Origin of the sequence: Klebsiella sp. PL-2018 (genome assembly GCF_019048985.1) — a bacterium.
Lineage (GTDB): Bacteria > Pseudomonadota > Gammaproteobacteria > Enterobacterales > Enterobacteriaceae > Klebsiella > Klebsiella michiganensis.
This window is the reverse complement of sequence record NZ_CP077673.1, coordinates 2,214,666-2,237,524: the sequence shown is the minus strand read 5'-3', so window position 1 is coordinate 2,237,524 and position 22,859 is coordinate 2,214,666. Positions and strand designations below refer to the sequence as shown.

Below are 22,859 nucleotides of genomic sequence, written 5' to 3'. Positions count from 1 at the left end.
CCTTGTTAATTGTGAACGCCATGCAGATGCTGAGCGCGGGCAGGCGTAAAGCCTCGGCTATAGCGGGCGACGGCAAGATCGTCATACGGGATCGCCGGCGTACGCCCGGAGATCAGATCGCTGATCAGCTGGCCTGAACCGCAGGCCATGGTCCATCCCAGCGTGCCGTGGCCGGTGTTGAGCCACAGATTTTTATACGCCGTGCGGCCCACCACCGGCGTACCGTCCGGGGTCATCGGACGCAGTCCGGTCCAGAAGGTTGCCTGTTCAACGTGGCCGCCGCGCGGGAACAGATCGCGCACCACCATCTCCAGGGTTTCACGCCGCGGCTGCAGCAGTTCTTTATTAAATCCAACAATTTCCGCCATTCCGCCAACGCGAATACGCCTGTCGAAACGGGTGATAGCGATTTTGTAGGTTTCATCAAGGATAGTCGAAACCGGCGCGCCGTCTTCTTCCGCGATCGGAATCGTTAGCGAATAGCCTTTCAGCGGGTAGACCGGAATATCCACCAGCCCTTTCAGCATGGCCGTCGAATATGATCCGAATGCCATCACGTAAGCGTCGGCTTTGATGATTTCAGCGCCGCACTTCACGCCGGAGATGAGATCCCCTTCATAGAGCAGTTCATCCACCGGTGTATTAAAACGGAAAGTCACGCCCGCCTGTTCCGCCATCAGGGCCAGACGCGTGGTGAAAAGCTGGCAGTCGCCGGTTTCATCATTGGGTAAACGTAAACCGCCCGTCAGTTTATGGCTCACTTCCGCCAGCGCCGGTTCAACGTCCAGCAGACGGTTTGCCTCCAGCAGCTGGTAAGGCACGCCCGCCTCCTGCAGTACCGCGATATCGCGGGTCGCGTTTTCGAACTGCTTGTCGGTGCGGAAAAGCTGCAGCGTGCCGCCCTGCCGGCCTTCATACTGGATACCGGTGCTCTCGCGCAGCGCCTTCAGGCAGTCGCGGCTGTACTCCGCCAGGCGCACCATACGCCCTTTGTTTTCCATATAGTGGCGAGTGTCGCAGTTGCGCAGCATCTGCCACATCCATTTCAGCTGGAACGGCGTGCCATCCAGCCCGATAGCCAGCGGCGCGTGGCGCTGGAACATCCACTTAATCGCCTTCAACGGTACGCCCGGCGCCGCCCACGGCGCAGCGTAGCCGGGAGAGATCTGCCCGGCGTTAGCGGCGCTGGTCTCTTCGGCTGGCCCCGGCTGACGATCGATAACCGTCACTTCATGTCCTGCCTGGCTTAAGTACCAGGCGCTAGCCACTCCAACTACCCCACTTCCCAGTATGACGACGCGCATAGCGGCTCCGTAATCGTTAAAGAACAATCATCTGATTACAAATTGATAACTCAGATGAAAATATTATTCAACATACGCTTTATTTATGGTGACTTATCTCACAGGGTTCTGCGCCAGCACTGCCCCCGTCGGTTTACCATCTCCTGCTGCGCCTCAGTTTCTACAGAATAAAATCCTGTTTAAACCGTAAAACAACGCCTTTAAGATTGTGAAATCGCGAAGAAAAGAAAATGTGGATGCACGCAGTTTGCGACGCCGTGTTCTATGCTTGTTAAGAGGTTTTCCGTACAGAGAGAACCATCAACAACGAGGGCGCGCTAATGGCTACGATTGATTCCATGAACAAGGACACAACCCGTTTAAGCGATGGACCCGACTGGACTTTTGAGCTGCTGGAGACCTATCTGGCAGAAGTCGATCGGGTGGCGAAGCTGTATCGTCTTGACACCTATCCGCACCAAATCGAAGTCATTACTTCCGAACAGATGATGGATGCCTACTCCAGCGTCGGGATGCCGATTAACTATCCGCACTGGTCGTTTGGTAAAAAATTCATTGAGACCGAACAGGCCTATAAGCACGGGCAACAGGGGCTGGCCTATGAAATCGTCATTAACTCCAACCCCTGTATCGCCTATTTGATGGAAGAGAACACCATCACCATGCAGGCGCTGGTGATGGCGCACGCCTGCTACGGGCACAACTCGTTTTTCAAAAATAACTACCTCTTTCGCAGCTGGACCGACGCCAGCTCCATCATCGACTATCTCATCTTCGCGCGTAAATACATCACCGAATGTGAAGAGCGCTACGGCGTTGATGAAGTCGAGAAGCTGCTCGACTCCTGCCACGCCTTGATGAACTACGGCGTTGACCGCTATAAACGCCCGCAGAAAATCTCGCTGCAGGAGGAAAAGGCGCGGCAAAAAAGCCGGGAAGAGTATCTGCAAAGCCAGGTGAATATGCTGTGGCGCACCCTGCCGAAGCGCGAAGAGGAAAAGACCATTGAAGCGGCGCGCCGCTATCCCTCTGAGCCGCAGGAAAACCTGCTCTACTTTATGGAGAAAAACGCGCCCCTGCTGGAGCCATGGCAGCGTGAGATCCTGCGTATCGTGCGTAAGGTCAGCCAGTATTTTTATCCACAGAAGCAGACTCAGGTGATGAACGAAGGCTGGGCGACCTTCTGGCACTACACCATCCTGAATCATCTTTATGATGAAGGAAAAGTCACCGAGCGCTTTATGCTGGAGTTTCTGCACAGCCACACCAACGTGGTGTTCCAGCCGCCCTATAACAGCCAGTGGTATAGCGGCATTAACCCCTATGCGCTGGGTTTCGCCATGTTCCAGGATATCAAACGTATTTGTCAGTCGCCGACGGAAGAGGACAGGTACTGGTTCCCGGATATTGCCGGCTCCGACTGGCTCGAAACCCTGCACTTCGCCATGCGCGACTTCAAGGATGAAAGCTTTATCAGCCAGTTCCTGTCGCCGAAAATCATGCGCGATTTCCGCTTCTTTACCGTGCTCGATGACGATCACAACAACTATCTGGAAATATCCGCCATTCATAATGAAGAGGGATATCGTGAGATTCGTTCGAAGCTTTCAGCGCAGTACAACCTGAGCAACCTCGAGCCGAACATTCAGGTATGGAATGTGGATCTGCGCGGCGACCGTTCGCTCACCCTGCGCTACGTGCCGCACAACCGCGTGCCGCTGGATAAAGGACGCCGCGAGGTGCTGAAGCACGTCCACCGCCTGTGGGGATTTGACGTTCTTCTGGAGCAGCAAAACGCCGATGGTAGCGTTGAGCTGCTGGAACGTACGCCGCCGCGGCCCAATCCGCTGTAGCGCGTATAAAGCAAAACGCCCGGTGACAGCACCGGGCGTTGTTTATTCGTGGGCGGGGTCTAGCGCATATTAATCGCCAGGTCACCCGGCAAATTCTTCTGCATACGATGCCAAATCTCCCCGCTGTCATGCCCGTAGCGGCGAACGATTTCATAAACCTGTTCATGAAGCCCTTCTTCACATACTTTCGCCAGCTGATGATAGAAGCCGAGCGCCAGGCTACGCGCTTCCGGGTTGGCAAAATAGTGACGACCTATGCGGGTGTACAGACCTTTCATCCCGTTGAGGATCAGGCCGTAGATGGGGTTACCTGAAGCAAAGGCCAGACCGCGGAAGATATTATAATCCAGCTCGGCAAACGCATCGGCGTGGTCTTCAATTTCACGCGCGCTCGCCAGAACCTCCAGCGCCTTATCCGGGTGCTGACGGAAAGCGGTGCGGATAAAAATAGTCGAAATATTGGTACGCACGGACAGCAGATTATCAATCAGCTGCGGAACGCTGTCGTGATCGAGACGCGCGAGGGTTTCGAGAATATTCAGACCTGACGTTTCCCAGAAGTTGTTCACTTTGGTAGGCTTACCGTGCTGAATGGTTAACCAGCCATCGCGGGCCAGACGCTGCAACACTTCACGTAAGGTTGTACGGGTAACACCAATCAGTTCAGAAAGTTCACGTTCAGCGGGAAGAATTGAACCAGGAGGGAAGCGGTTATTCCAGATACTTTCAATGATGTACTCTTCAGCGAAACCCGCAGGGCTTTGCGCCTTAATGACCATAATAAGATTTCCATTACACAGCGTTGCTATTCGACTCATCATACCAGAGCGGCCATAAGGCAGATAGCGCCAGAAAGTAATTAAAAAGGGATCGCCGTTTCATTTTCAACTTTTCATTTCACACTTTCTGTGGCTAAAGAACGTGATGCGAAGAAAGTTGCGTCTCGTTTTGCGCAACTGGTAATCTTGCGTATAGTTACGCATAAAATCATGTTTCAGAATTTGACGGAGAAAGGATGTCTGTCGTGGAAATGTCGTATGGCCGCGCCCTGTGGCGCAACTTTCTTGGTCAGTCCCCGGACTGGTACAAACTCACTCTCATCATTTTCCTGATCGTTAATCCGCTGGTCTTTTATCTTCATCCGTTTATTGCCGGATGGCTGCTGGTTATCGAATTTATCTTCACCCTGGCGATGGCGCTTAAATGTTATCCGCTGCTGCCGGGCGGCCTGCTGGCTATTGAAGCGGTATTTATCGGTATGACCACGCCCGGGCATATTCGCGAAGAAGTGGCCAGTAATCTTGAAGTCCTGCTGCTGCTGATGTTTATGGTGGCGGGTATCTACTTCATGAAGCAGCTGCTGCTGTTTATCTTCACCCGTTTGCTGCTCGGCATTCGCAGCAAGATGCTGCTGTCGCTGGCGTTTTGCGTCGCGTCCGCTTTCCTCTCCGCCTTCCTCGACGCGTTGACCGTTGTCGCCGTCGTGATCAGCGTAGCCGTTGGCTTCTACGGTATTTATCACAAAGCCGCTTCGGCGCGGCCGGACGATGACAACATGCTCGACGACAGCCATATCGAGCAGCACTATCGCGATGTTCTGGAGCAGTTTCGCGGCTTCTTGCGCAGCCTGATGATGCACGCCGGGGTCGGCACCGCGCTCGGCGGCGTAATGACGATGGTCGGCGAACCGCAGAACCTGATTATCGCCAAAGCCGCGGGCTGGCACTTCGGTGAATTCTTCATACGCATGCTGCCGGTAAGCTTACCGGTGCTGGTATGCGGCCTGCTCACCTGCCTGCTGCTGGAGAAATTCCGCCTGTTTGGCTACGGCGAACCGCTGCCGCCTACGGTGCGCAAAGTGCTACAGGATTTCGACGATCGTAGCCGTCAGAGCCGCAGCCGTCAGGATCGCCTGCGTCTTATCGCCCAGGGGGTTATTGGCGTCTGGCTGATCGTTGCGCTGGCGCTGCATCTGGCGGAAGTCGGCCTGATTGGCCTGTCGGTCATCATTCTGGCAACGACTTTTTCCGGCGTCACCGACGAACACGCCATCGGCAAAGCGTTTACCGAAGCGCTGCCGTTTACCGCGCTGCTGACGGTCTTTTTTGCCGTCGTGGCGGTGATCATCGATCAGCACCTGTTTGCCCCGGTGATCGAATTTGTTCTCCAGGCCTCGCCGCACGCCCAGCTATCGCTGTTCTATCTGTTTAACGGCCTGCTATCGTCGATTTCGGATAACGTCTTCGTCGGCACCGTGTACATCAACGAAGTGAAGACGGCTCTGGAGCATGGGACGATCGGCCTGCCGCAGTTTGAGCTGCTGGCGGTGGCCATTAATACCGGTACTAACCTGCCATCCGTCGCCACGCCGAACGGTCAGGCCGCGTTTCTGTTCCTGCTCACCTCCGCGCTGGCCCCGCTGATTCGCCTCTCCTATGGCCGTATGGTGTGGATGGCGCTGCCGTATACTCTCGTCCTGACCCTGGTGGGCCTGGCGTGCGTCGAGTTTACCTTGATGCCGGCGACCCAGTGGATGCTGGAGCAGGGTTGGCTGGTGACGCCTCAGCTGCTGAAATAAAAAAGCAATACCCGGATCAAAAATCCGGGTATTCCATATTCGCTTACGTAATATTTTCAGACTAGCTGCTGGCGTCGCTTCGGTTTTCGTTTACACTGCCATGATTTAGCATGTTCCAGGGAAATGATTATGTTGCGATATTTAAACCAGTGCTCAAGGGGACGCGGTGCCTGGCTCCTGATGGCGCTTACCGCGTTTGTTCTTGAATTGGTTGCTTTGTGGTTCCAGCACGTCATGCTGCTGCAACCCTGCGTACTCTGTATTTACGAACGCTGCGCGCTTTTTGGCATTATGGGTGCCGGTATTGTCGGCGCCATCGCGCCAAAATCGCCTCTGCGCTATGTGGCGATCCTTATCTGGCTCTACAGCGCCCTGCGCGGACTGCAGCTGGCATGGGAACACACCATGATTCAGCTTCACCCTTCCCCCTTCCAGACCTGCGATTTCGCCGCTCGTTTCCCCACGTGGCTGCCACTGGATAAATGGCTGCCTCAGGTATTTGTCGCCACCGGTGACTGCTCCGTACGCCAGTGGGAATTCCTGACGCTGGAAATGCCGCAGTGGCTGGTCGGGATCTTCGCCGCCTATCTGGTTGTCGGCGCGCTGGTGCTTATCGCACAGCCGTTTAAACCTAAAAAGCGCGATCTGTTTGGTCGCTAAGAACGATTGCTGATAAAGCGCTCCTCCGGGAGCGTTTTTTTTGCCTGCACGTTGACGTCGGTCACATAAAGTTGCATATTAAATGCAACTTATAGATGTTAACTAAGGAGCACATGATGTCTCATTTGCGTATTCCCGCTAGCTGGAAGGTAAAACGCTCCACCCCATTCTTTACCAAACAGAACGTCCCTGCCGCTCTGCTGACGCACCACAACACCGCTGCGGGTGTTTTCGGCCAGCTTTGCGTGATGGAAGGTACGGTAACCTATTATGGTTTCGCCGACGAACAGGCGACAGAGCCTGAAGCAAAGGTCGTTATCAACGCCGGACAGTTCGCGACCAGCCCGCCGCAGTACTGGCACCGCATTGAACTTAGCGACGACGCGCAGTTCAATATTAACTTTTGGGTTGCAGATGACGCCGACGGTGAAAGCGGGCTATTCCACGCGAAGAAAGGCTAACTGAGCGCCTACTGCGCCCAGTCTGGTTTGTTCAGGATATGATCCTGCCAGTCAACCACCGTGGATTCTTTCACAGCAATATGGCGAACGGAGATGCGTTCGCCATGCATCGCCGCCTTCGAACCGGTTAACAGCGGGTGCCAGTGCGGCAGCGGTTGACCTTCCGCCAGCAGACGATAGGCGCAGGTCGGCGGCAGCCATTCAAACGTAGGCAGGTTGTCGCGGGTGAGCTTAATGCAGTCCGGTTCATATTCGAAACGGCGCTCATAGTTACGGCACTGGCAGGTTTTGATATTAAGCTGACGGCAGGCGACGTTGGTGAAGTAGATTTCGTCGGTATCCTCATCCATCAGCTTATGCAGGCAGCACTGTCCGCAGCCGTCGCAAAGTGATTCCCACTCCGCATCGCTCATTTCATCCAGTGTTTTGTGTTGCCAGAAAGGTTGTTCGCTCATTGGGATGTCCGTCATTGCAGTTCAGGGTGCACCTTATAACCAGTCTGGCACGCCGATGCAAGTTTTGCCGCCCGGAGAAGGCGGCAAGCGGTCGTTACAGCACGCGGGTGGTCAGCGAAAACCCGTTAAAACCGACTTCCAGCTCGTCGCCGCTGGCGAGCGGCCCCACGCCTTCCGGGGTGCCGGTCAGCACCACATCACCGGCTTTCAGGGTGAAGAAGCGCGACATATAGGCGATCAGCGGCACAATTTTATGAATCATGTCGGCCGTCGTGCCCTGCTGGCGCACCTCGCCGTTTACCTTCAGGCTCAGCGGCGTATTCTGCGCGTCGCCGTGAAATTCGCCGGCGGGAATAAACCCCGAAATCGGGCAGGAGTTATCAAAGCCTTTCGCCTTTTCCCACGGCTGCCCGGCTTTTTTCATTTTGCCCTGCAGATCGCGCAGGGTGAGGTCCAGCGCCACGCCATAGCCGGCGATGGCTTTGAGCACATGATCGTCCGTCGCCTGACGCAGCGTGCCGCCAATCAGCACCGCCAGCTCAACCTCGTGGTGCACCGACCCCAGCCCCTCAGGAAGCACCAACGGCTGGCGGATGTCGCATAGCGCCGTCTCAGGTTTAATAAACAGCACCGGCTCTTCCGGCGTCGCACTGCCCATCTCCTTGATGTGTTTTGCGTAGTTGCTGCCCACGCACACCACTTTGCTTACCGGATAATCCAGTAGCGCACCCTGCCAGTTATGATGTTGGTACATTGTTTTCCCTCTGTGGGTTAATCAGATTTATTCCCCTGTTCCGCCAGGTGTTTCTTGAGTAAATTTTCAGACGGAGGAGGGAGCTGAAGGTAATAGCCCTGATCGGCCAGCGCCTGTTTCACTTTATCCAAATCGGCGTGGATGAGTTTTTTTCGCCCATCAAGCGGTAAAATCATTGCCAGTTTGGGCGTACCGAAGCTATACATTAATTCGTCAGGAACGCGGGAGAAATCGTCCTTTTTTTCGACATATAAATAGGTTTGCTCACGTTTAGTACTTCGATAGATCACACAAAACATAGTTTTACTCGGAATTAGACCTGTGGTCACTTGCCTCTATATATGAGTGACTATAACATGCCTTTTAGTCTTCGGAATATCACCGCACTTCAGCGAGTGATAAACAGCAAATTGAGTAAGGCCAGGATGTCAAATACGCCAATCGAACTTAAGGGCAGTAGCTTCACCTTATCTGTGATTCATTTGCACGATGCAAATCCCGAGGTTATTCGTCAGGCGTTAGAAGACAAAATCGCCCAGGCTCCCGCCTTTTTACGTCATGCCCCCGTGGTGGTGAATATCAGCAGCATTGAAGATGACGTCGACTGGCGCCCTCTTCATGAGGCTATCGCGGCCACCGGCCTGCGTATTATGGGCGTAAGCGGATGTAAACTTCCTCGGCTGAAAACCGAAATTGACCGCGCCGGGATCCCTTTATTAACCGAAGGGAAAGAAAAAATTACCCGTCAGGCCGCGCCAGAACCCGTTGCCCCGCCGCCAGCTGTTAATCAGATCACAAAAACGCGCTTGATCGATCAGCCGGTACGTTCCGGTCAGCGTATTTATGCGCCACACTGTGATCTAATTGTTACAAACCATGTGAGTGCCGGGGCTGAACTTATTGCCGATGGTAATATCCATGTATATGGCATGATGCGGGGACGTGCGCTTGCCGGCGCCGGCGGCGACAGAGACGCCCAAATATTTTGCAGCAACCTCTCGGCGGAACTGGTTTCCATCGCCGGGGAATACTGGCTGAGTGATAACATTCCGGCCGAATTTTATGGCAAAGCGGCCCGTCTACGTTTAGACGACAACGCTTTGACGATTCAATCGTTGAATTAATCCCTTTTTAACAAGGAATTTCTATGGCACGCATTATTGTTGTGACTTCGGGTAAAGGAGGCGTTGGCAAGACCACCTCCAGCGCGGCCATCGCTACTGGTTTGGCCCAGAAGGGAAAGAAAACGGTCGTTATCGACTTCGACATCGGCCTGCGTAACCTCGATCTGATCATGGGCTGTGAACGCCGGGTCGTTTATGACTTCGTCAACGTCATCCAGGGCGATGCCACGTTGAACCAGGCGCTGATTAAAGACAAGCGCACGGAGAACCTCTACATCCTTCCGGCCTCCCAGACGCGTGACAAAGACGCCCTGACCCGCGAAGGCGTAGACAAAGTTCTCGAAGAACTGAAAAAAATGGATTTTGATTTTATCGTCTGTGACTCCCCTGCAGGCATCGAAACCGGTGCGCTGATGGCGCTGTACTTCGCTGATGAAGCCATCATCACCACCAACCCGGAAGTCTCCTCCGTTCGCGACTCCGACCGTATCCTTGGCATCCTGGCCTCCAAATCCCGCCGCGCGGAAAGGGGCGAAGATCCGATTAAAGAGCATCTGCTGCTGACGCGCTATAACCCAGGCCGCGTGAACAAAGGTGACATGCTGAGCATGGAAGACGTGCTGGAAATTCTGCGCATCAATCTGGTGGGCGTGATTCCGGAAGATCAGTCCGTGCTGCGCGCGTCTAACCAGGGCGAACCGGTTATTCTGGATGACGCCTCGGATGCGGGTAAAGCCTATGCCGATACCGTTGAACGTCTGCTCGGAGAAGAACGCCCTTTCCGCTTCGTAGAAGAAGAGAAGAAAGGTTTCCTCAAACGCCTGTTCGGAGGATAAATTATGGCATTACTCGACTTTTTTCTCTCGCGGAAAAAGAACACGGCCAACATTGCGAAAGAGCGCCTGCAAATTATCGTCGCGGAGCGCCGCCGCGGCGACGCTGAACCGCACTATCTTCCGCAGCTGCGCAAAGACATTCTCGAAGTGATTTGCAAGTATGTGCAAATCGACCCGGAAATGGTCAGCGTACAGCTGGAGCAGAGGGACGGTGATATTTCGATTCTGGAGCTGAACGTGACCCTGCCGGAAACTGAAGAGTCGAAGTCCTGAGCCTGAAGGTATAAAAAAACCGGCAACGCTGCGCGAAGCCGGTTTTTCACTATGCCGTTCGGCGCTAGCGCGGGTAGTCGCTCAATAGCGCATTCAGGCGATCGGCCATCAATTCTCCGCGCCAGCCGGAAACCAGTTCAGGCTGCCCGTTGCCGTTTTTAAGCCCCCAGTGCCAGTTCAGCAGCTGGTTAATCTGTCTTCTTGAGGCCAGCAGCTCCGCGCTGACGCCCTTCTCGGCGCTCACGGTCTGCACAAGCGCTTTGATATCCTTAAACAGCTTGCGGTAGCCCGGCATGTCGATCAGGTTCTGCAGCGGCTCTGGCAGCGCCTCTTCCGGCAGCGCCTGCGCTTTCTCGACGAGGCCGATCAGCGTCTTGCCGTGGAAACGAATTTCGCTGCCCGAGAGTCCGAGGCTGTCAAGCTCCCCGAGGCTGGTGGGCATATAGCGCGCCACGTTCCACAAATGCTCTTCCCGGATCACAAAGTTGACGGCCAGATCGCGCTCGCGCGCTTTGCGCAGACGCCACTCCGCCAGCAGCTGCAGGCAGCCCAGCTGACGAGTACGCAGCTGCCAGGCATTACCGATATCGCGCCACGCCTCTGCGGGATCCTGAATCTCCTGACGCCGCTGCTGCATCAGCTGACATTCATCCAGGGCGGCGGAGAGCCAGCCTGCGCTGTCGGTTTCAGCCATCAGCTTTCCGGCAATCGGCAGCAGGTACCAGACGTCGGCGGCAGCATAAATGCACTGGCGTTCGGTCAGCGGGCGCGCCAGCCAGTCGGTGCGGGACTCGCTCTTGTCCAGCGCCACGCCGGTAAACTCTTCCACCATCGACGCAAAGCCCCACGACATCGGGCGGCCGCAAAAAGCGGCGAGAATTTGCGTGTCGATCAGCGGCTGCGGCATCAAATGAAAAGCATTAAGGAATACTTCCAGATCTTCACTGCCGGCGTGCAGAAATTTGGTCACATCTTTATTCAGCAGCAGTTCACGCATCGGTTCCCAGTCGGTGATGACCAGCGGGTCAATCAGCGAAACCTGGCTGCCGTCGAACAGCTGGAGCAGACCGAGCTGCGGGTAGTAGGTACGAGTACGGACAAATTCCGTATCCAGCGCGATGGCGGAAACCGCGCTTGCCGCGTCGCAGACGGCGCGAAGGCCATCGTTGGTGGTGATCATCTGATAGTTCAAATCATACTCTCTTAACTTGCGCCCATAAAAAACGCCGGCTTAGCCGGCGTCTGGCGATTCACTCTTAGCTCAGGCTTTATTGTCTACTTTAGCACGAGCTTCGTCACGCAGTTCTCGACGTAAAATTTTCCCGACGTTGGATTTCGGCAGCTCATCGCGAAACTCCACCAGCTTCGGCACCTTGTAGCCGGTTAGCTGGCGACGGCAGAAAGCGATCAGCATCTCTTCCGTCAGCGCCGGATCTTTCTTGACCACGAAAATCTTCACCGCTTCACCGCTGCTGCCGGACGGCACGCCGACCGCGGCCACTTCCTGAACCCCGGCGTGCTGCATCACCACATCTTCGATTTCATTCGGATAGACGTTGAAGCCCGAGACAAGAATCATATCTTTTTTGCGATCGACGATACGCAGGAAGCCCTCTTCATCCATCACCGCGATATCGCCGGTATGCAGCCAGCCGTCCTTGATAATTTCAGCGGTCGCGTCCGGACGCTGCCAGTAGCCCAGCATCACCTGCGGCCCTTTCACGCACAGCTCTCCCGGTTCTCCCGGCGCGACTTCATTATCGTCATCATCCACCAGCTTCGCTTCGGTGGAGGGCACCGGCAGGCCGATACTGCCGCTGTGATAATCGATATCGTGCGGATTGACGCTCACCAGCGGCGCGCACTCCGTCAGGCCATAGCCTTCCAGCAGATACTGCCCGGTCAGCTTAACCCAGCGCTCCGCCACCACCTGCTGTACCGGCATTCCGCCGCCGGCGGAGAGATGCAGTGAAGAGAAGTCTAGCTGCTGAAACTCTTTGTTATTGAGCAGCGCGTTAAACAGGGTGTTGACCCCGGTCATCGCGGTGAAGGGATATTTCGCCAGCTCTTTGACCAGGCCTGGAATATCGCGCGGATTGGTGATCAGCAGGTTCTGCCCGCCCAGCTCTATAAACAGCAGACAGTTCATGGTCAGGGCAAAAATGTGGTACAGCGGTAGCGCGGTAACAACCAGCTCTTTACCGCGGTGCAGCAGCGGCCCGTAGGTGCCGTTGACCTGCTCAAGGTTCGCCAGCATATTACGATGAGTCAGCATCGCCCCCTTCGCCACGCCGGTGGTCCCGCCGGTGTACTGGAGAAAAGCGAGATCCTGAGAGACGATTTCCGGCTTAATGTACTGCATACGGTAGCCGTGCTGCAGCGCGCTGCGAAACGAGATGGCGTCCGGCAGATGATATTTTGGCACCAGCCGTTTGATGTACTTCACCACAAAGTTAACCAGCGTCCCTTTCGCCGTGGAAAGCTGATCGCCCATGCGGGTTAAGATCACGTGCTTGACCTGGGTTTTATCAACCACCTTTTCCAGGGTATGCGCGAAGTTGGAAACGATCACAATGGCGGCGGCGCCGCTGTCGTTGAGCTGGTGCTCCAGTTCGCGCGGGGTGTAAAGCGGATTAACGTTTACCACGATCATGCCGGCGCGCAGAATACCAAACAGCGCCACCGGATACTGCAGCAGGTTAGGCATCATCAGGGCGACGCGGTCGCCTTTTTGCAGGCCTAATCCTTCCTGTAGATAAGCGGCGAACGCCCGACTGCGCTCCTCCAGCTTACGGTAGGTCATCACCTCGCCCATATTGATAAAGGCCGGCTGATCGGCATAGCGGCGGACGGCGTGTTCAAACAGTTCAACCAGGGATTGATAGCGGTCAGGGTTTATCTCCGCAGGAACGTCCGCGGGATAACGGTTTAGCCAAACCTTTTTCACTGCATCACCTCTGAAATAGTTATTCGTCGTCATCACAGCCCCTGATCAACAAACATTTTGTTAACATTATATTAACTCAGCGTACCAGTTTATTAATTAGCCGTTGTACAGGTTGCGAAGCGCGTCACTATTTATTTTTCTTATTTGACTGAAAACGAAGAAACAGCGGACCAGCCGCTGTTTCTTTTTGCTTACAAAGACTACAAAATCATTCGGTTACAACGTTTCTGACTTCGGCAGGACCGGGGTTATACCAGCCCCAGCCGCCGTACCCGTAGCCCCACGGACGCGGGCCGAACATCCACGGGTCCATCATCGGCTGCGGCGGCATGATCACCTGCTGGACTACGTTCCAGCGTTTGTAGCCAGTGGCGTTCATCAGCATGAATTTATACGGCGTATTGCCCACTTTACCGTCGACGACGCCGACGATCGGGCCAACCACGGTAACCAGCTGTCCGCGAAAATCCACCGGGTCGATAAAGCCGTTCACGTCGGCAAAAATACGCCCGCGCGACGCTTCGCCCAGCTCCGGACGCGCGGCGTCGTCAAGCTGAACGGTGGCAATTTCCAGGCGAGTTTTACCCTGCTGATTTTGCACGCTGACAACCTTACCGCCAAAACGCGCCTCCTGGCCGACATACAGCTGCGGCGCGTTCATCACGCGGACTAAATCCTGCTGCGGCGTCGGGGTGGTGCCCTTAATGGCATCCGGCACCGAAGCGCACCCGCTCAGCGCAGCAACGACTGCTGCCGCGACTAACCAACGCACTACCCTTTTTTGACCCGCCATGACGCGACTCCTTCCTTCTTCTCAGACATATAGTTACTGAGATTCACTCGCGGCCAGGAAGTTTCTTCCACGCCACTTCATTACGTAAATAAACTGGCTCAGCGTGTTCGACGGCCACGGTTTTTCCCGCCGTAAACAGGTGGCAGGCCAGCGGCAGCATATCCTGCGCCTCAGGCAGCTGAATGTCGCCATCGACGAGCGTTAAACCGCAGTCGCGAGCCATATCCGGCCACGCCTGCCAGCCGGTGCCCACGGTGGCCCACTCGCCTTCCAGCCGCTGAAGCCGCTCGCGAACCGCTTCCGGCTTCAGCACCGCCTCGCTCTCTTCGCCGTGCCAGACGCCCTGCTCATCGCGCTGATATTCCGCCCAGTAGACTTCGCCCATTCTGGCGTCGATGGCCGCCAGCACGCGGGTGGCGCCGTTTTTCCGCCACGCGCCCTGCGCCATGGTCGCCAGCGTAGATACGCCGATCATCGGCAGCCCGGCCCCCAGCGCCAGCCCCTGCGCGATACCGATGCCGATACGCACGCCGGTGAAGCTCCCCGGCCCGCGGCCAAAGGCCAGCGCATCAAGCTCGGTCAATAGCGTTCCGCTTTCATTGAGGACATCCTGCACCAGGGGCAGGATACGTTGGGTATGTTCACGGGGGCAGATTTCAAAATGAGCACTGAGGGTGCCATCATTCCACAGCGCCGCGGAGCAGGCCTCCGTGGCGGTATCGATAGCTAAAATTCGCATGGGTTGTCGCGCTCTCGCTCTAGCAGATTGACAAAATGGCGCGCAGCTTACCACATTTTGCGCCGGATTACCTCGCCGGCGGCACCGCAAGAAAACGCACCGCCCGGCGGATATCGCGCGTGCGCGGCGCAGGCGGAAGGCTCGCGAGGAAGACCGCGCCGTAGGGACGCATCACCAGACGGTTGTCGCAGATAACCAGTACCCCGCGATCGTCGATGTCGCGAATCAGGCGCCCCACCCCCTGTTTAAGGGTAATCACCGCGTCCGGTAGCTGGACCTCGTCAAAAGGATCGCCGCCGCGCAGGCGACAATCTTCCATCCGCGCTTTGAGTAGCGGATCGTCCGGCGAGGTGAACGGCAGCTTGTCGATAATCACCAGCGAAAGCGCATCGCCGCGCACGTCCACCCCTTCCCAGAAGCTGCTGGTCGCCACCAGCAGCGCATTTCCGGCGCTGACGAACTGCTGTAAAAGCTGACCTTTGCTGGTTTCTCCCTGCAGGAGCACCGGCAGCGTCATGGTGGCGCGGAACTGTTCCGCCAGATCGCGCATCATGGCGTGCGAGGTGCAGAGCATAAAGCAGCGCCCGTCGTTGGCCTCAATCAGCGGTTTGAGCATCGCCGCCAGATGGCGCGCCGCGCCGGGCTGGTTCGGCAAAGGTAAATTGCGCGGTACGCACAGCAGCGCCTGATGGGCATAATCAAAGGGGCTGGGCAGCAGCAGCGTTTGCGCTTCGCCAATCCCCAGGCGATCGGTAAAGTGGTGCAAATCGTCATTGACCGAGAGCGTCGCCGAGGTAAAAATCCAGCTCCCCGATTTTTGCGCCATCACCTCTTTAAACTTATCCGCTACCGTCAGCGGAGTCAGCGCCAGAGTAAAATTACGCGAAGTGCACTCATACCAGTAGCTAAAGCCGGGCTGGTTGGTCTCTTTGAGCCGCTTCAGGCGGCCGCGGTAGACGGTGGCCCGCTCAAAGGCGGCGTCGAGCAGCGCCGAGCGGCCCAGCGACAGCTTTGCCACGTCGTAACAGAGTTCGAGCGCATCATCAAGCAGCAGCAGCGCGCGCTGAATGTTGTTATCCGCCAGCAGCTCGCGCAGGTTGCCGCGATAGCCGGGTTCCCCCAGCTGCAGGCGAAAATCCTGCGCGCTCTGGGCCAGGCGGTCGGCGCATTTCTGCAGCTGCTGGGTGTCTTTGAGTTCGGTGCGATAAGCAATGGTGATATCTTTCGCCAGGTCCAGCAGCTGGCGGCTGGAGAGCGACTGGCCGAAGTACTGGCTGGCGATGTCCGGTAGCTGATGCGCTTCGTCGAAGATCATCACTTCCGCTTCGGGAATCAGCTCGGCAAATCCGCTCTCTTTGACCACCATATCGGCGAGGAACAGATGGTGGTTGACGACGACCACGTCAGCATCCATCGCCTTTTTCCGCGCCTTCACCACAAAACAGTCTTTATATAACGGGCAGTCGCTGCCGAGGCAGTTATCGTTGGTACTGGTGACCAGCGGCCAGGCCTGGGAATCTTCGGCCACGCTAACGCAGGTGCTGATATCGCCATCAACGGTCTGGTTAGACCACGAACGCAGCAGAATGACATCGCTGAGGGTTTGCACCGGCAGGTCGCCGCCGGCGAGCGCCTGCTGTTCCAGCCGCTCCAGGCACAGGTAGTTCGAACGCCCTTTCAGCAGGGCCAGCTTACCGGTATACTTCAGCGCTTTAGCGACAGTGGGTAAATCCCGACTGTAGAGCTGATCCTGTAGCGCTTTCGAGCCGGTGGAGATAATGACTTTCTTATTGGCGCGGAGCGCAGGCGCCAGGTAGGCGTAGGTTTTCCCGGTCCCGGTCCCCGCCTCAACCACCAGCGGACGGGTTTCTTCAATCGCGCTGGCGACGGCGAAAGCCATCTGACGCTGCGGCTCGCGTGGTTTAAATCCCGCAATCGCGCTGGCCAGCTGGCCGTCTGCTGCAAAATCGTCGATCACATTACCCCCTGGTTATTTGGACAGTGATTATGTCAGGGTGGAGTCGTTTTCGCCAGTGCGGGTAGTGACGCAGGTGAAACATTATGGCAGTCTTGCCGCAGCTTAATGAACCGGAACAAAGAGGAAATAAACATGACCATTACGCGTATTGATGCCGAAGCCCGCTGGTCTGATGTGGTGATTCACAACCAGACGCTGTACTACACCGGCGTGCCGTCCAACCTTGATGCCGATGCCTGCGCGCAAACCGCCGATACCCTGGCGCAGATTGACGCCGTGCTGGAGAAACAGGGCAGCAGCAAGTCGCGTATTCTTGATGCGACGATTTTTCTTGCCGACGGCGCAGACTTTGCGGCGATGAACCAGGCCTGGGATGCGTGGGTCGTCGCCGGTCATGCCCCGGTGCGCTGTACGGTGCAGGCGAAGCTGATGAATCCGAAGTACAAAGTCGAGATTAAAATCATCGCCGCCGTGTAAGACAGCGTGGCCCCGTAGCCCGGGCAAGCGTAGCGCCGCCCGGGAAGAAGCCGCGCCAAAGCCGTTATCCGGCGCATTCCCCGGATAGCGGCGTAAACGCCTTATCCGGGCTACATAGCAGCCAGGCCGATCGGGCACAGCGCCGTCGGGAGGCAAGAAGCATTGTTCTATCAGCCCGGACACCACATCAGCTGTTCCTTCAGCTGCAGCGTCTCCTGCGGCACACATTTCAGCGCTTCACGATAGCTGGCAGATTGTTTTGCATAGCCCCGCACTGACTGCAACAGCACGCGCAGCGCGCTATCCCACACGATTCCCTGCAGGTCGCTGTAGGGCCAGAGATCCGGTTCCCGGATAAACGGCACCAGGTAATCAATCCCTTGCTTCACGCCTCGCCCATCGCGGATGGCGTTCCAGCGATCGAACTCAACGTGTTCGGCGTAGCGGTTGAGCAGCAGATGCGCCTCCAGATTAAACAGCGAGTAGTGGAACGGAATGGTACGTTCCAGCTCCATCGTCTGCCTGCCGTCCTGGTCAATCTGCGCCGCCATCCGCTGGGTGATCCCCTGCTCGATGATCCGCGCCGCCAGCCCTTTATCGCCATAAAATAGCGCGTTAACCGTCCGCTGAGCGTCGTACCAGGTGCCGTGGTTGTTGTGCCAGACGTACTCAGAGTGGCCGATGTCGCTGTAGTACATCCAGTGGTTAAAGTCGCGGAACCACTGGTGCAGGCCGATGATATCGTCGGTATCAAGCACGCTCGCCGCGTTAATCAAACCGATGGTGTCCACCACCATCCACATTAAGCGGGTATCGATAAGCCCGGTACCGCGACCGGAAACAATCCCCGGGATCGCCTGGCCATAGTTCAGATGCGGGTTCATCCGCGTTTCCGCATCAAGGAACCAGCAGCGGATCTGCGCAGCCGCCGCCTGCGCGTACTGGCGCTGACCGGTGAAGTACCACGCCAGCCCGAGGGTCAGGCACCGTTCGCACATGCGGATAATGCGCGAGGTATCCGTGTCGTTGTTCTCACACTGCGGATTAATATGCCCGTCGCGGCGAATATAGGGCAGCCCGTTGGGCCGCCGCGGGTTTGGCCACCAGTAGGTCCCCAGGCTGTAGTAATCGTGCGCGTCGCCGCTCGCCGGGCGCAGCTTTTTATGTACCACGCTTTCCGGCGCTTCCCGACGCAGGATATCCGCCTCCGATACCAGCTTGCTTAGCGCCAGCTGCAGCGGCGAGAAGGGCTGCTTCAGGCCCGCCCGGGCGTTTTCCAGGCAGGTTTCGTCAAGGGTGTACAGCTTCATCGCCACCTTAATTTCCCTCCCGGCAGGCTATGCGCTGGCCGCTTTGCGCATCGAACAGGTGCACGCCGGCGAGCTTCGGCTGCAGCCAGATCTTATCGCCCTCTTTTACGGCCAGACGCTGTTTGAACACCGATGTAAACGCCCCGCCGCCGGTATCGCAGAAGAGCTGCATATCCGAGCCGGTGTTCTCCACCGCCGTCACCTTCGCCGCCAGCGCATCGTCCCGCGCTTCATGAACCACGTTGACCTGTTCGGGGCGAATGGCGTACACCACCTGCTGGCCATCGGTGACCCGTAAACCGGCGGGCAAAGCCAACAGGGAGCCATCTTTCAGACGCAGGCTGGTGGCGCTACCGTTCAAGACCACGACGCCCGGCAGCTGGTTAATCTCTGGCGAGCCGATAAACCCGGCGACAAACAGATTCGCCGGCCGGTCGTACAGTTCCAGCGGGGTCCCCGCCTGCTCTATTCGCCCGTCGCGCAGCACCACAATCATCTGCCCCATGGTCATGGCTTCAATCTGATCGTGGGTGACGTACACCGAGGTGGTTTTCAGCCGACGATGCAGTTCGCGGATCTCGCCGCGTACCTGGGTTCGCAGCTTGGCGTCAAGGTTGGAGAGCGGTTCATCGAACAAGAACACCTGCGGCTTACGCACGATCGCCCGCCCCATCGCCACGCGCTGGCGCTGGCCGCCGGAGAGATCTTTGGGCAGGCGCTCCAGCAGCGGCTCCAGCCCCAGTAGCGCCGCCGCTTCATTCACCTTCTGGCTGATTTCCGCTTTCGGCAGCTTAGCCATCTTCAGGGCAAAGCCCATATTTTCACGCACCGTCATCTGCGGGTAGAGCGCATAGCTCTGGAACACCATCGCAATGTCGCGCAGCTTCGGCTCCACCTCGGTGACGTTACGCTCGTTGATATGTACTTCGCCGCCGGAGATCTCCTCCAGCCCGGCAATCATGCGCAGCAGCGTGGATTTGCCGCAGCCGCTGGGGCCAACGAGGACGCAGAACTCGCCGTCCGGAATCGTCAGCGACACATCTTTAATGACGTGGGCATCCCCGTATGATTTGCGCACGCTATTTAATACAACCGATCCCATCGTTAACCCCTTATCCTTTGACCGCGCCGGACATAATCCCGCGATTGAAATGTTTTTGCAGACCCAGATAGACGATGATGCTGGGCAGCATCGCCAGCAGCGTAATGGCGATAAAAATGTTCGGCGTGATGCTCTCATCGGTACGCAGCGTGCCGAGGATCACCGGAATGGTATTCAGGCTGTCCTGGTTGACCACAATCAGCGGCAGCAGGTACTGGTCCCAAATCATAATAAAGCCGAAGGTCACCACCGTGCCAAGCGCCGGTTTTACCAGCGGCAGAATGACGTGGAAGAAAATCTGCCATTCGTTCGCGCCGTCAATCCGCGCCGCCTCCTCCAGCTCTTTCGGTATCGCTGACATAAATTCGGTCAGGACAAAGATGGAGAACGCCCAGCCGACGACCGGTAAAATCATTCCGAGATAGCTGTTGTAGAGCGAGGCGTCGATCAGCGGCAGCCGCCAGTTGATAATCATGTACAGCGGAATGGCGATGACCTCTTCCGGCAGCATCATGGTGGACAAAATCACCAGGCTCACCAGCGCTACGCCGCGAAACTTCTTCCGCGCCAGGGCGTACGCCGCCAGCGCGCTGACCGACACCTGCAGAACGGTGCCGAAGAACACCACCAGAATGGAGTTCAGCAGATACTGCCAGACGCCGATATCCATCCACGCGAAGATGAAGTTTTCCAACGAGAACTGATGCGGCCAGGCCAGCAGCTCGCCCGGCTTCACCGGCGCGCCGCTGAATGCCGTGGCGACGATGCCCCAGAACGGCCCGACAAAGACAATCAGCAGCAGCGCGTAGATGCACCAGCGCCCTGCTGTATCCCAACGTTTGCTTAACATCGCGGCTCCTTAGTAACGGGCGATACTTTTTTTCAGCGTCAGATGACAGAGGGTTAAGATAACCGTGAAGGTGAACAGCAGGAACGACACCGCCGAAGCGTAGCCATAGTCAAACTGCTCAAAGCCCAGCTTGTAGATGTGGGTCATGACCATTTCCGTGGCGTTAGAAGGTCCCCCGCCGGTGGTGGCGTACACCTCGGCAAACACGCGGAAACCGCGAATGAAGGAGAGCATCAGTACCACCGAGAGCGCCGGGATCATGCCGGGCAGCGTGACGTAGCGCAGGCGGTTCCACCAGCTGGCGCCGTCGACGTTCGCCGCATCGTATAAATCGCGGCTGATTCCCGCCAGGCCGGCAATAAAGATCACCATGTTGTAGGGCACCGCTTTCCAGATATGCAGCAGCATGATGACGCCCAGCGCCTGATCGGAGCTGGCAAGAAAGCCCTGGTCGGCGACGCCAAACCAGCTGAGGATGTGGTTAACCACGCCGTTGGGCGTCGGGTTAAACAAAATGCGCCACATTTCGGCGACGATCGCCGCGCTGGTAACCGCCGGTAAAAAGATGGCGGTTCGAATAAAGCGCAGATGGCGCGCCGGGCCTTCCAGCAGCATGGCGAGGAAAAACGCCAGGATAGCCGCGGCGAACATCGTTACCACCACGTAAAGCAGGGTATTCACCACCGCCGCGTGCAGCTCTGCGTCGGCAAAAGCGCGGGTGAAGTTATCGAGCCCCACCCACTCGTTGGGCTGATTAAAGTTAACCTTGTAAAAGCTCATCACCAGACCCTGAATCATCGGGATAAACTTAAACCAGCTAAAAATAATCAGCGCAGGCGCTAAAAACAGCCACGGGATCAGCGCCCGCTTACGCTTTGCGCTCAGCCATCCGGTCGAGTCAGGCGAAGCGGCCTGCTTTATCGGCGAGGACTTCGTCTCATGCAGCGTCATAACCTATGTCCTCAGTTAGCCAGCACATTTTGTTTTTTCAGCTCAGCGTTCACCTTGCCGTCGAGCGTCTTCAGCTCGCCGGGAATATCGCTGCCGCAGTCGGCAAAAATCCGGTTAAAACCGTCGGCAACCACCTGGCGCACCGGCGTCCAGTTGGGAATTTGCGGCACGTAGCGTCCCTGTTCGTTGTAAAGTCTGGCGAAAGTTTCCCAGCGCGCATCCTGATACACGGCTTTGACGTCGACGTTCTTATTCACCGGCAGACGCACTACCGGAATATGCTGGCTGCCTTTACCCATGCCGATCTCCTGACCTTCCGCAGAGATCATAAATTCGATAAATTTTCGCGCCGCCTCTTTCTGTATGCTGCTCTTCATCATAAAGACCGTGGTGCCCTCGGCGAGGGTGGCTTCGCCTTTCGGCCCCGCCACCGGGATCACTTCGAAGTTGTCTTTACCGGGGTCTTTATCGAACAGGGCGATATGGTACGGCCCGCTGAAGAACATGCCGCTTTGCCCGGAGCGGAAGGAGGGAATAACGTCGGCGGTGGTGGCGTTAATCGCGCCCGGCTGGGTGACTTTGTCGCACATCATGGTGCGCATAAAGGTCATCGCCTGAGCCACTTCCGGCGTATTGAGCGAAGCGCTGAATTTTCCGTTCTCTTCTTTAACGAAATCACCACCCGCCTGCCAGATAAAGCTGCTCATAAACCAGCTGGCGTAGCCGCGCGTCGTGGAAGCGGGAACGATAAAGCCGTAGGTATCATTTTTGCCGTTACCATCGGGATCCTGAGTGGTGAAGGCTTTCGCCAGCGTCTGGATATCATCCCAGCTCTTAGGCTGCGGCAGCCCCAGTTTTTCACGCCAGTCTTTACGCACGAAGAGCGCGAAAGTTTGCGCCGAGGTCGGCACGCCGTAGTACTTACCGTCGATATAGCGGGTACTCTTCCATGCCGTCTGGAATAGCTGGTCGCCGCCCGCGATCGCCTGCGGGTCAATTTCTTCGGCAATACCCAGCTGGATGAACTGCCCTAGCGACGCCGCATCGTTAAAAATCAAATCGGGTAAGGCGTTGCCCGCCGTGGCGCGCGCCAGCCGCTGTTCAAAGTCGGTGGTGGCGTTGAAATACGCGATTTTGATACCGGTTTTTTCTTCAAATTTTTCCGCCTCCTGTTTGTAGATATTCTTCGAGTCATTGCTGGCGCGGATCCAGACGTTGAGAGTGGTGGCGGCGTAACTTTGACTAACGCCGAGCCCGAGTGCGGTGAGAAGTAACAGTGAACGTAATTTACAGGCAGACATGATGGCATATCCTTTATTGTAGGGCACAAAGGTAATTAAATTCTCAATTAATACACGTAAAAGAATTTGAATATCGCTCAGGCGTTAATACAGCTGGCGCAAGAATTATTTCC

23 protein-coding genes are annotated in these 22,859 nt (G+C 56.6%); 8 read left to right on the top strand and 15 right to left on the bottom strand.

Annotated features, from left to right (window positions below; genetic code table 11):
* Window positions 1-5: 5 nt before the first annotated feature.
* Complete coding sequence (locus MKleb_RS10405; RefSeq protein WP_025106152.1) at window positions 6-1,304, bottom strand: D-amino acid dehydrogenase; 1,299 nt, start codon at window positions 1,302-1,304, stop codon at window positions 6-8.
* 320 nt (window positions 1,305-1,624) lie between these two features.
* Here MKleb_RS10405 and MKleb_RS10400 point away from each other — a divergent pair, with 320 nt between their 5' ends.
* Window positions 1,625-3,157, top strand: coding sequence for a SpoVR family protein (locus MKleb_RS10400; protein WP_004138526.1), 1,533 nt, complete (start codon window positions 1,625-1,627; stop codon window positions 3,155-3,157).
* Window positions 3,158-3,216: 59 nt separating this feature from the next.
* Here the strand turns inward: MKleb_RS10400 and fadR are convergent, their stop codons facing one another.
* Window positions 3,217-3,936 carry a fatty acid metabolism transcriptional regulator FadR gene (fadR, locus tag MKleb_RS10395; RefSeq protein ID WP_004851987.1) on the bottom strand — a complete coding sequence of 240 codons (720 nt, stop codon included), beginning with the start codon at window positions 3,934-3,936 and terminating at the stop codon, window positions 3,217-3,219.
* Window positions 3,937-4,181: 245 nt separating this feature from the next.
* On the opposite strand from fadR, the gene nhaB reads away from it, so the two are divergent.
* The 3 genes from nhaB to MKleb_RS10380 all read left to right on the top strand — a co-directional run bounded on the left by nhaB (window position 4,182) and on the right by MKleb_RS10380 (window position 6,856).
* Window positions 4,182-5,735 (top strand): sodium/proton antiporter NhaB, encoded by a 1,554-nt coding sequence (nhaB, locus tag MKleb_RS10390; protein ID WP_025106151.1) that lies wholly within the window; start codon window positions 4,182-4,184, stop codon window positions 5,733-5,735.
* 129 nt (window positions 5,736-5,864) lie between these two features.
* On the top strand, window positions 5,865-6,395 hold the full coding sequence (dsbB, locus tag MKleb_RS10385) for a disulfide bond formation protein DsbB (protein WP_025106150.1): 531 nt from the start codon (window positions 5,865-5,867) through the stop codon (window positions 6,393-6,395).
* A 116-nt stretch (window positions 6,396-6,511) separates the two neighbouring features.
* Window positions 6,512-6,856 (top strand): TehB family protein, encoded by a 345-nt coding sequence (locus MKleb_RS10380; RefSeq protein ID WP_004103255.1) that lies wholly within the window; start codon window positions 6,512-6,514, stop codon window positions 6,854-6,856.
* Window positions 6,857-6,864: 8 nt separating this feature from the next.
* Here MKleb_RS10380 and MKleb_RS10375 read toward each other — a convergent pair whose 3' ends face one another.
* The 3 genes from MKleb_RS10375 to MKleb_RS10365 all read right to left on the bottom strand — a co-directional run bounded on the left by MKleb_RS10375 (window position 6,865) and on the right by MKleb_RS10365 (window position 8,364).
* Window positions 6,865-7,311, bottom strand: coding sequence for a YcgN family cysteine cluster protein (locus tag MKleb_RS10375; RefSeq protein WP_004851995.1), 447 nt, complete (start codon window positions 7,309-7,311; stop codon window positions 6,865-6,867).
* Between the two features lie 94 nt (window positions 7,312-7,405).
* Window positions 7,406-8,065 carry a fumarylacetoacetate hydrolase family protein gene (locus MKleb_RS10370; protein ID WP_004851997.1) on the bottom strand — a complete coding sequence of 220 codons (660 nt, stop codon included), beginning with the start codon at window positions 8,063-8,065 and terminating at the stop codon, window positions 7,406-7,408.
* 17 nt (window positions 8,066-8,082) lie between these two features.
* Window positions 8,083-8,364 (bottom strand): YcgL domain-containing protein, encoded by a 282-nt coding sequence (locus MKleb_RS10365; RefSeq protein ID WP_004138522.1) that lies wholly within the window; start codon window positions 8,362-8,364, stop codon window positions 8,083-8,085.
* A gap of 126 nt (window positions 8,365-8,490) precedes the next feature.
* Here MKleb_RS10365 and minC point away from each other — a divergent pair, with 126 nt between their 5' ends.
* From minC to minE, 3 genes are read left to right on the top strand one after another with little or no spacing between them, the layout of a single operon-like run.
* Window positions 8,491-9,189 (top strand): septum site-determining protein MinC, encoded by a 699-nt coding sequence (minC, locus tag MKleb_RS10360; RefSeq protein WP_025106149.1) that lies wholly within the window; start codon window positions 8,491-8,493, stop codon window positions 9,187-9,189.
* A 23-nt stretch (window positions 9,190-9,212) separates the two neighbouring features.
* Window positions 9,213-10,025: a septum site-determining protein MinD gene (minD, locus tag MKleb_RS10355; RefSeq protein ID WP_004103267.1), complete on the top strand. Its 813-nt coding sequence runs from the start codon at window positions 9,213-9,215 to the stop codon at window positions 10,023-10,025.
* A gap of 3 nt (window positions 10,026-10,028) precedes the next feature.
* Window positions 10,029-10,298, top strand: coding sequence for a cell division topological specificity factor MinE (gene minE, locus MKleb_RS10350; protein ID WP_002910902.1), 270 nt, complete (start codon window positions 10,029-10,031; stop codon window positions 10,296-10,298).
* A gap of 64 nt (window positions 10,299-10,362) precedes the next feature.
* Here minE and rnd read toward each other — a convergent pair whose 3' ends face one another.
* From rnd to MKleb_RS10325, 5 genes are all read right to left on the bottom strand, one after another.
* Complete coding sequence (gene rnd / locus MKleb_RS10345) at window positions 10,363-11,478, bottom strand: ribonuclease D (RefSeq protein ID WP_004852003.1); 1,116 nt, start codon at window positions 11,476-11,478, stop codon at window positions 10,363-10,365.
* Between the two features lie 81 nt (window positions 11,479-11,559).
* The gene (gene fadD / locus MKleb_RS10340; RefSeq protein WP_014229806.1) at window positions 11,560-13,245 is read right to left on the bottom strand and encodes a long-chain-fatty-acid--CoA ligase FadD; all 1,686 of its coding nucleotides are present in this window, start codon (window positions 13,243-13,245) and stop codon (window positions 11,560-11,562) included.
* Window positions 13,246-13,453: 208 nt separating this feature from the next.
* Window positions 13,454-14,038: a Slp family lipoprotein gene (locus MKleb_RS10335; protein ID WP_025106148.1), complete on the bottom strand. Its 585-nt coding sequence runs from the start codon at window positions 14,036-14,038 to the stop codon at window positions 13,454-13,456.
* Window positions 14,039-14,081: 43 nt separating this feature from the next.
* Window positions 14,082-14,777, bottom strand: coding sequence for a tRNA (adenosine(37)-N6)-threonylcarbamoyltransferase complex dimerization subunit type 1 TsaB (gene tsaB / locus MKleb_RS10330; RefSeq protein WP_004852009.1), 696 nt, complete (start codon window positions 14,775-14,777; stop codon window positions 14,082-14,084).
* A 67-nt stretch (window positions 14,778-14,844) separates the two neighbouring features.
* A complete protein-coding gene (locus MKleb_RS10325) occupies window positions 14,845-16,755 on the bottom strand; it encodes an ATP-dependent DNA helicase (protein ID WP_014229807.1) in 1,911 nt (636 codons plus the stop codon).
* A gap of 132 nt (window positions 16,756-16,887) precedes the next feature.
* On the opposite strand from MKleb_RS10325, the gene MKleb_RS10320 reads away from it, so the two are divergent.
* Window positions 16,888-17,232, top strand: coding sequence for a RidA family protein (locus MKleb_RS10320; RefSeq protein ID WP_004113724.1), 345 nt, complete (start codon window positions 16,888-16,890; stop codon window positions 17,230-17,232).
* Window positions 17,233-17,402: 170 nt separating this feature from the next.
* Here the strand turns inward: MKleb_RS10320 and MKleb_RS10315 are convergent, their stop codons facing one another.
* From MKleb_RS10315 to MKleb_RS10295, 5 genes are read right to left on the bottom strand one after another with little or no spacing between them, the layout of a single operon-like run.
* The gene (locus tag MKleb_RS10315; RefSeq protein WP_014229808.1) at window positions 17,403-18,542 is read right to left on the bottom strand and encodes an alginate lyase family protein; all 1,140 of its coding nucleotides are present in this window, start codon (window positions 18,540-18,542) and stop codon (window positions 17,403-17,405) included.
* A 7-nt stretch (window positions 18,543-18,549) separates the two neighbouring features.
* Window positions 18,550-19,644 (bottom strand): ABC transporter ATP-binding protein, encoded by a 1,095-nt coding sequence (locus MKleb_RS10310; protein WP_014229809.1) that lies wholly within the window; start codon window positions 19,642-19,644, stop codon window positions 18,550-18,552.
* A gap of 10 nt (window positions 19,645-19,654) precedes the next feature.
* Window positions 19,655-20,494 (bottom strand): carbohydrate ABC transporter permease, encoded by an 840-nt coding sequence (locus tag MKleb_RS10305; protein WP_009651976.1) that lies wholly within the window; start codon window positions 20,492-20,494, stop codon window positions 19,655-19,657.
* A gap of 9 nt (window positions 20,495-20,503) precedes the next feature.
* Window positions 20,504-21,445, bottom strand: coding sequence for a carbohydrate ABC transporter permease (locus MKleb_RS10300; protein ID WP_228740785.1), 942 nt, complete (start codon window positions 21,443-21,445; stop codon window positions 20,504-20,506).
* Between the two features lie 11 nt (window positions 21,446-21,456).
* The gene (locus MKleb_RS10295; RefSeq protein ID WP_025106146.1) at window positions 21,457-22,746 is read right to left on the bottom strand and encodes an ABC transporter substrate-binding protein; all 1,290 of its coding nucleotides are present in this window, start codon (window positions 22,744-22,746) and stop codon (window positions 21,457-21,459) included.
* Between the last annotated feature and the right edge of the window lie 113 nt (window positions 22,747-22,859).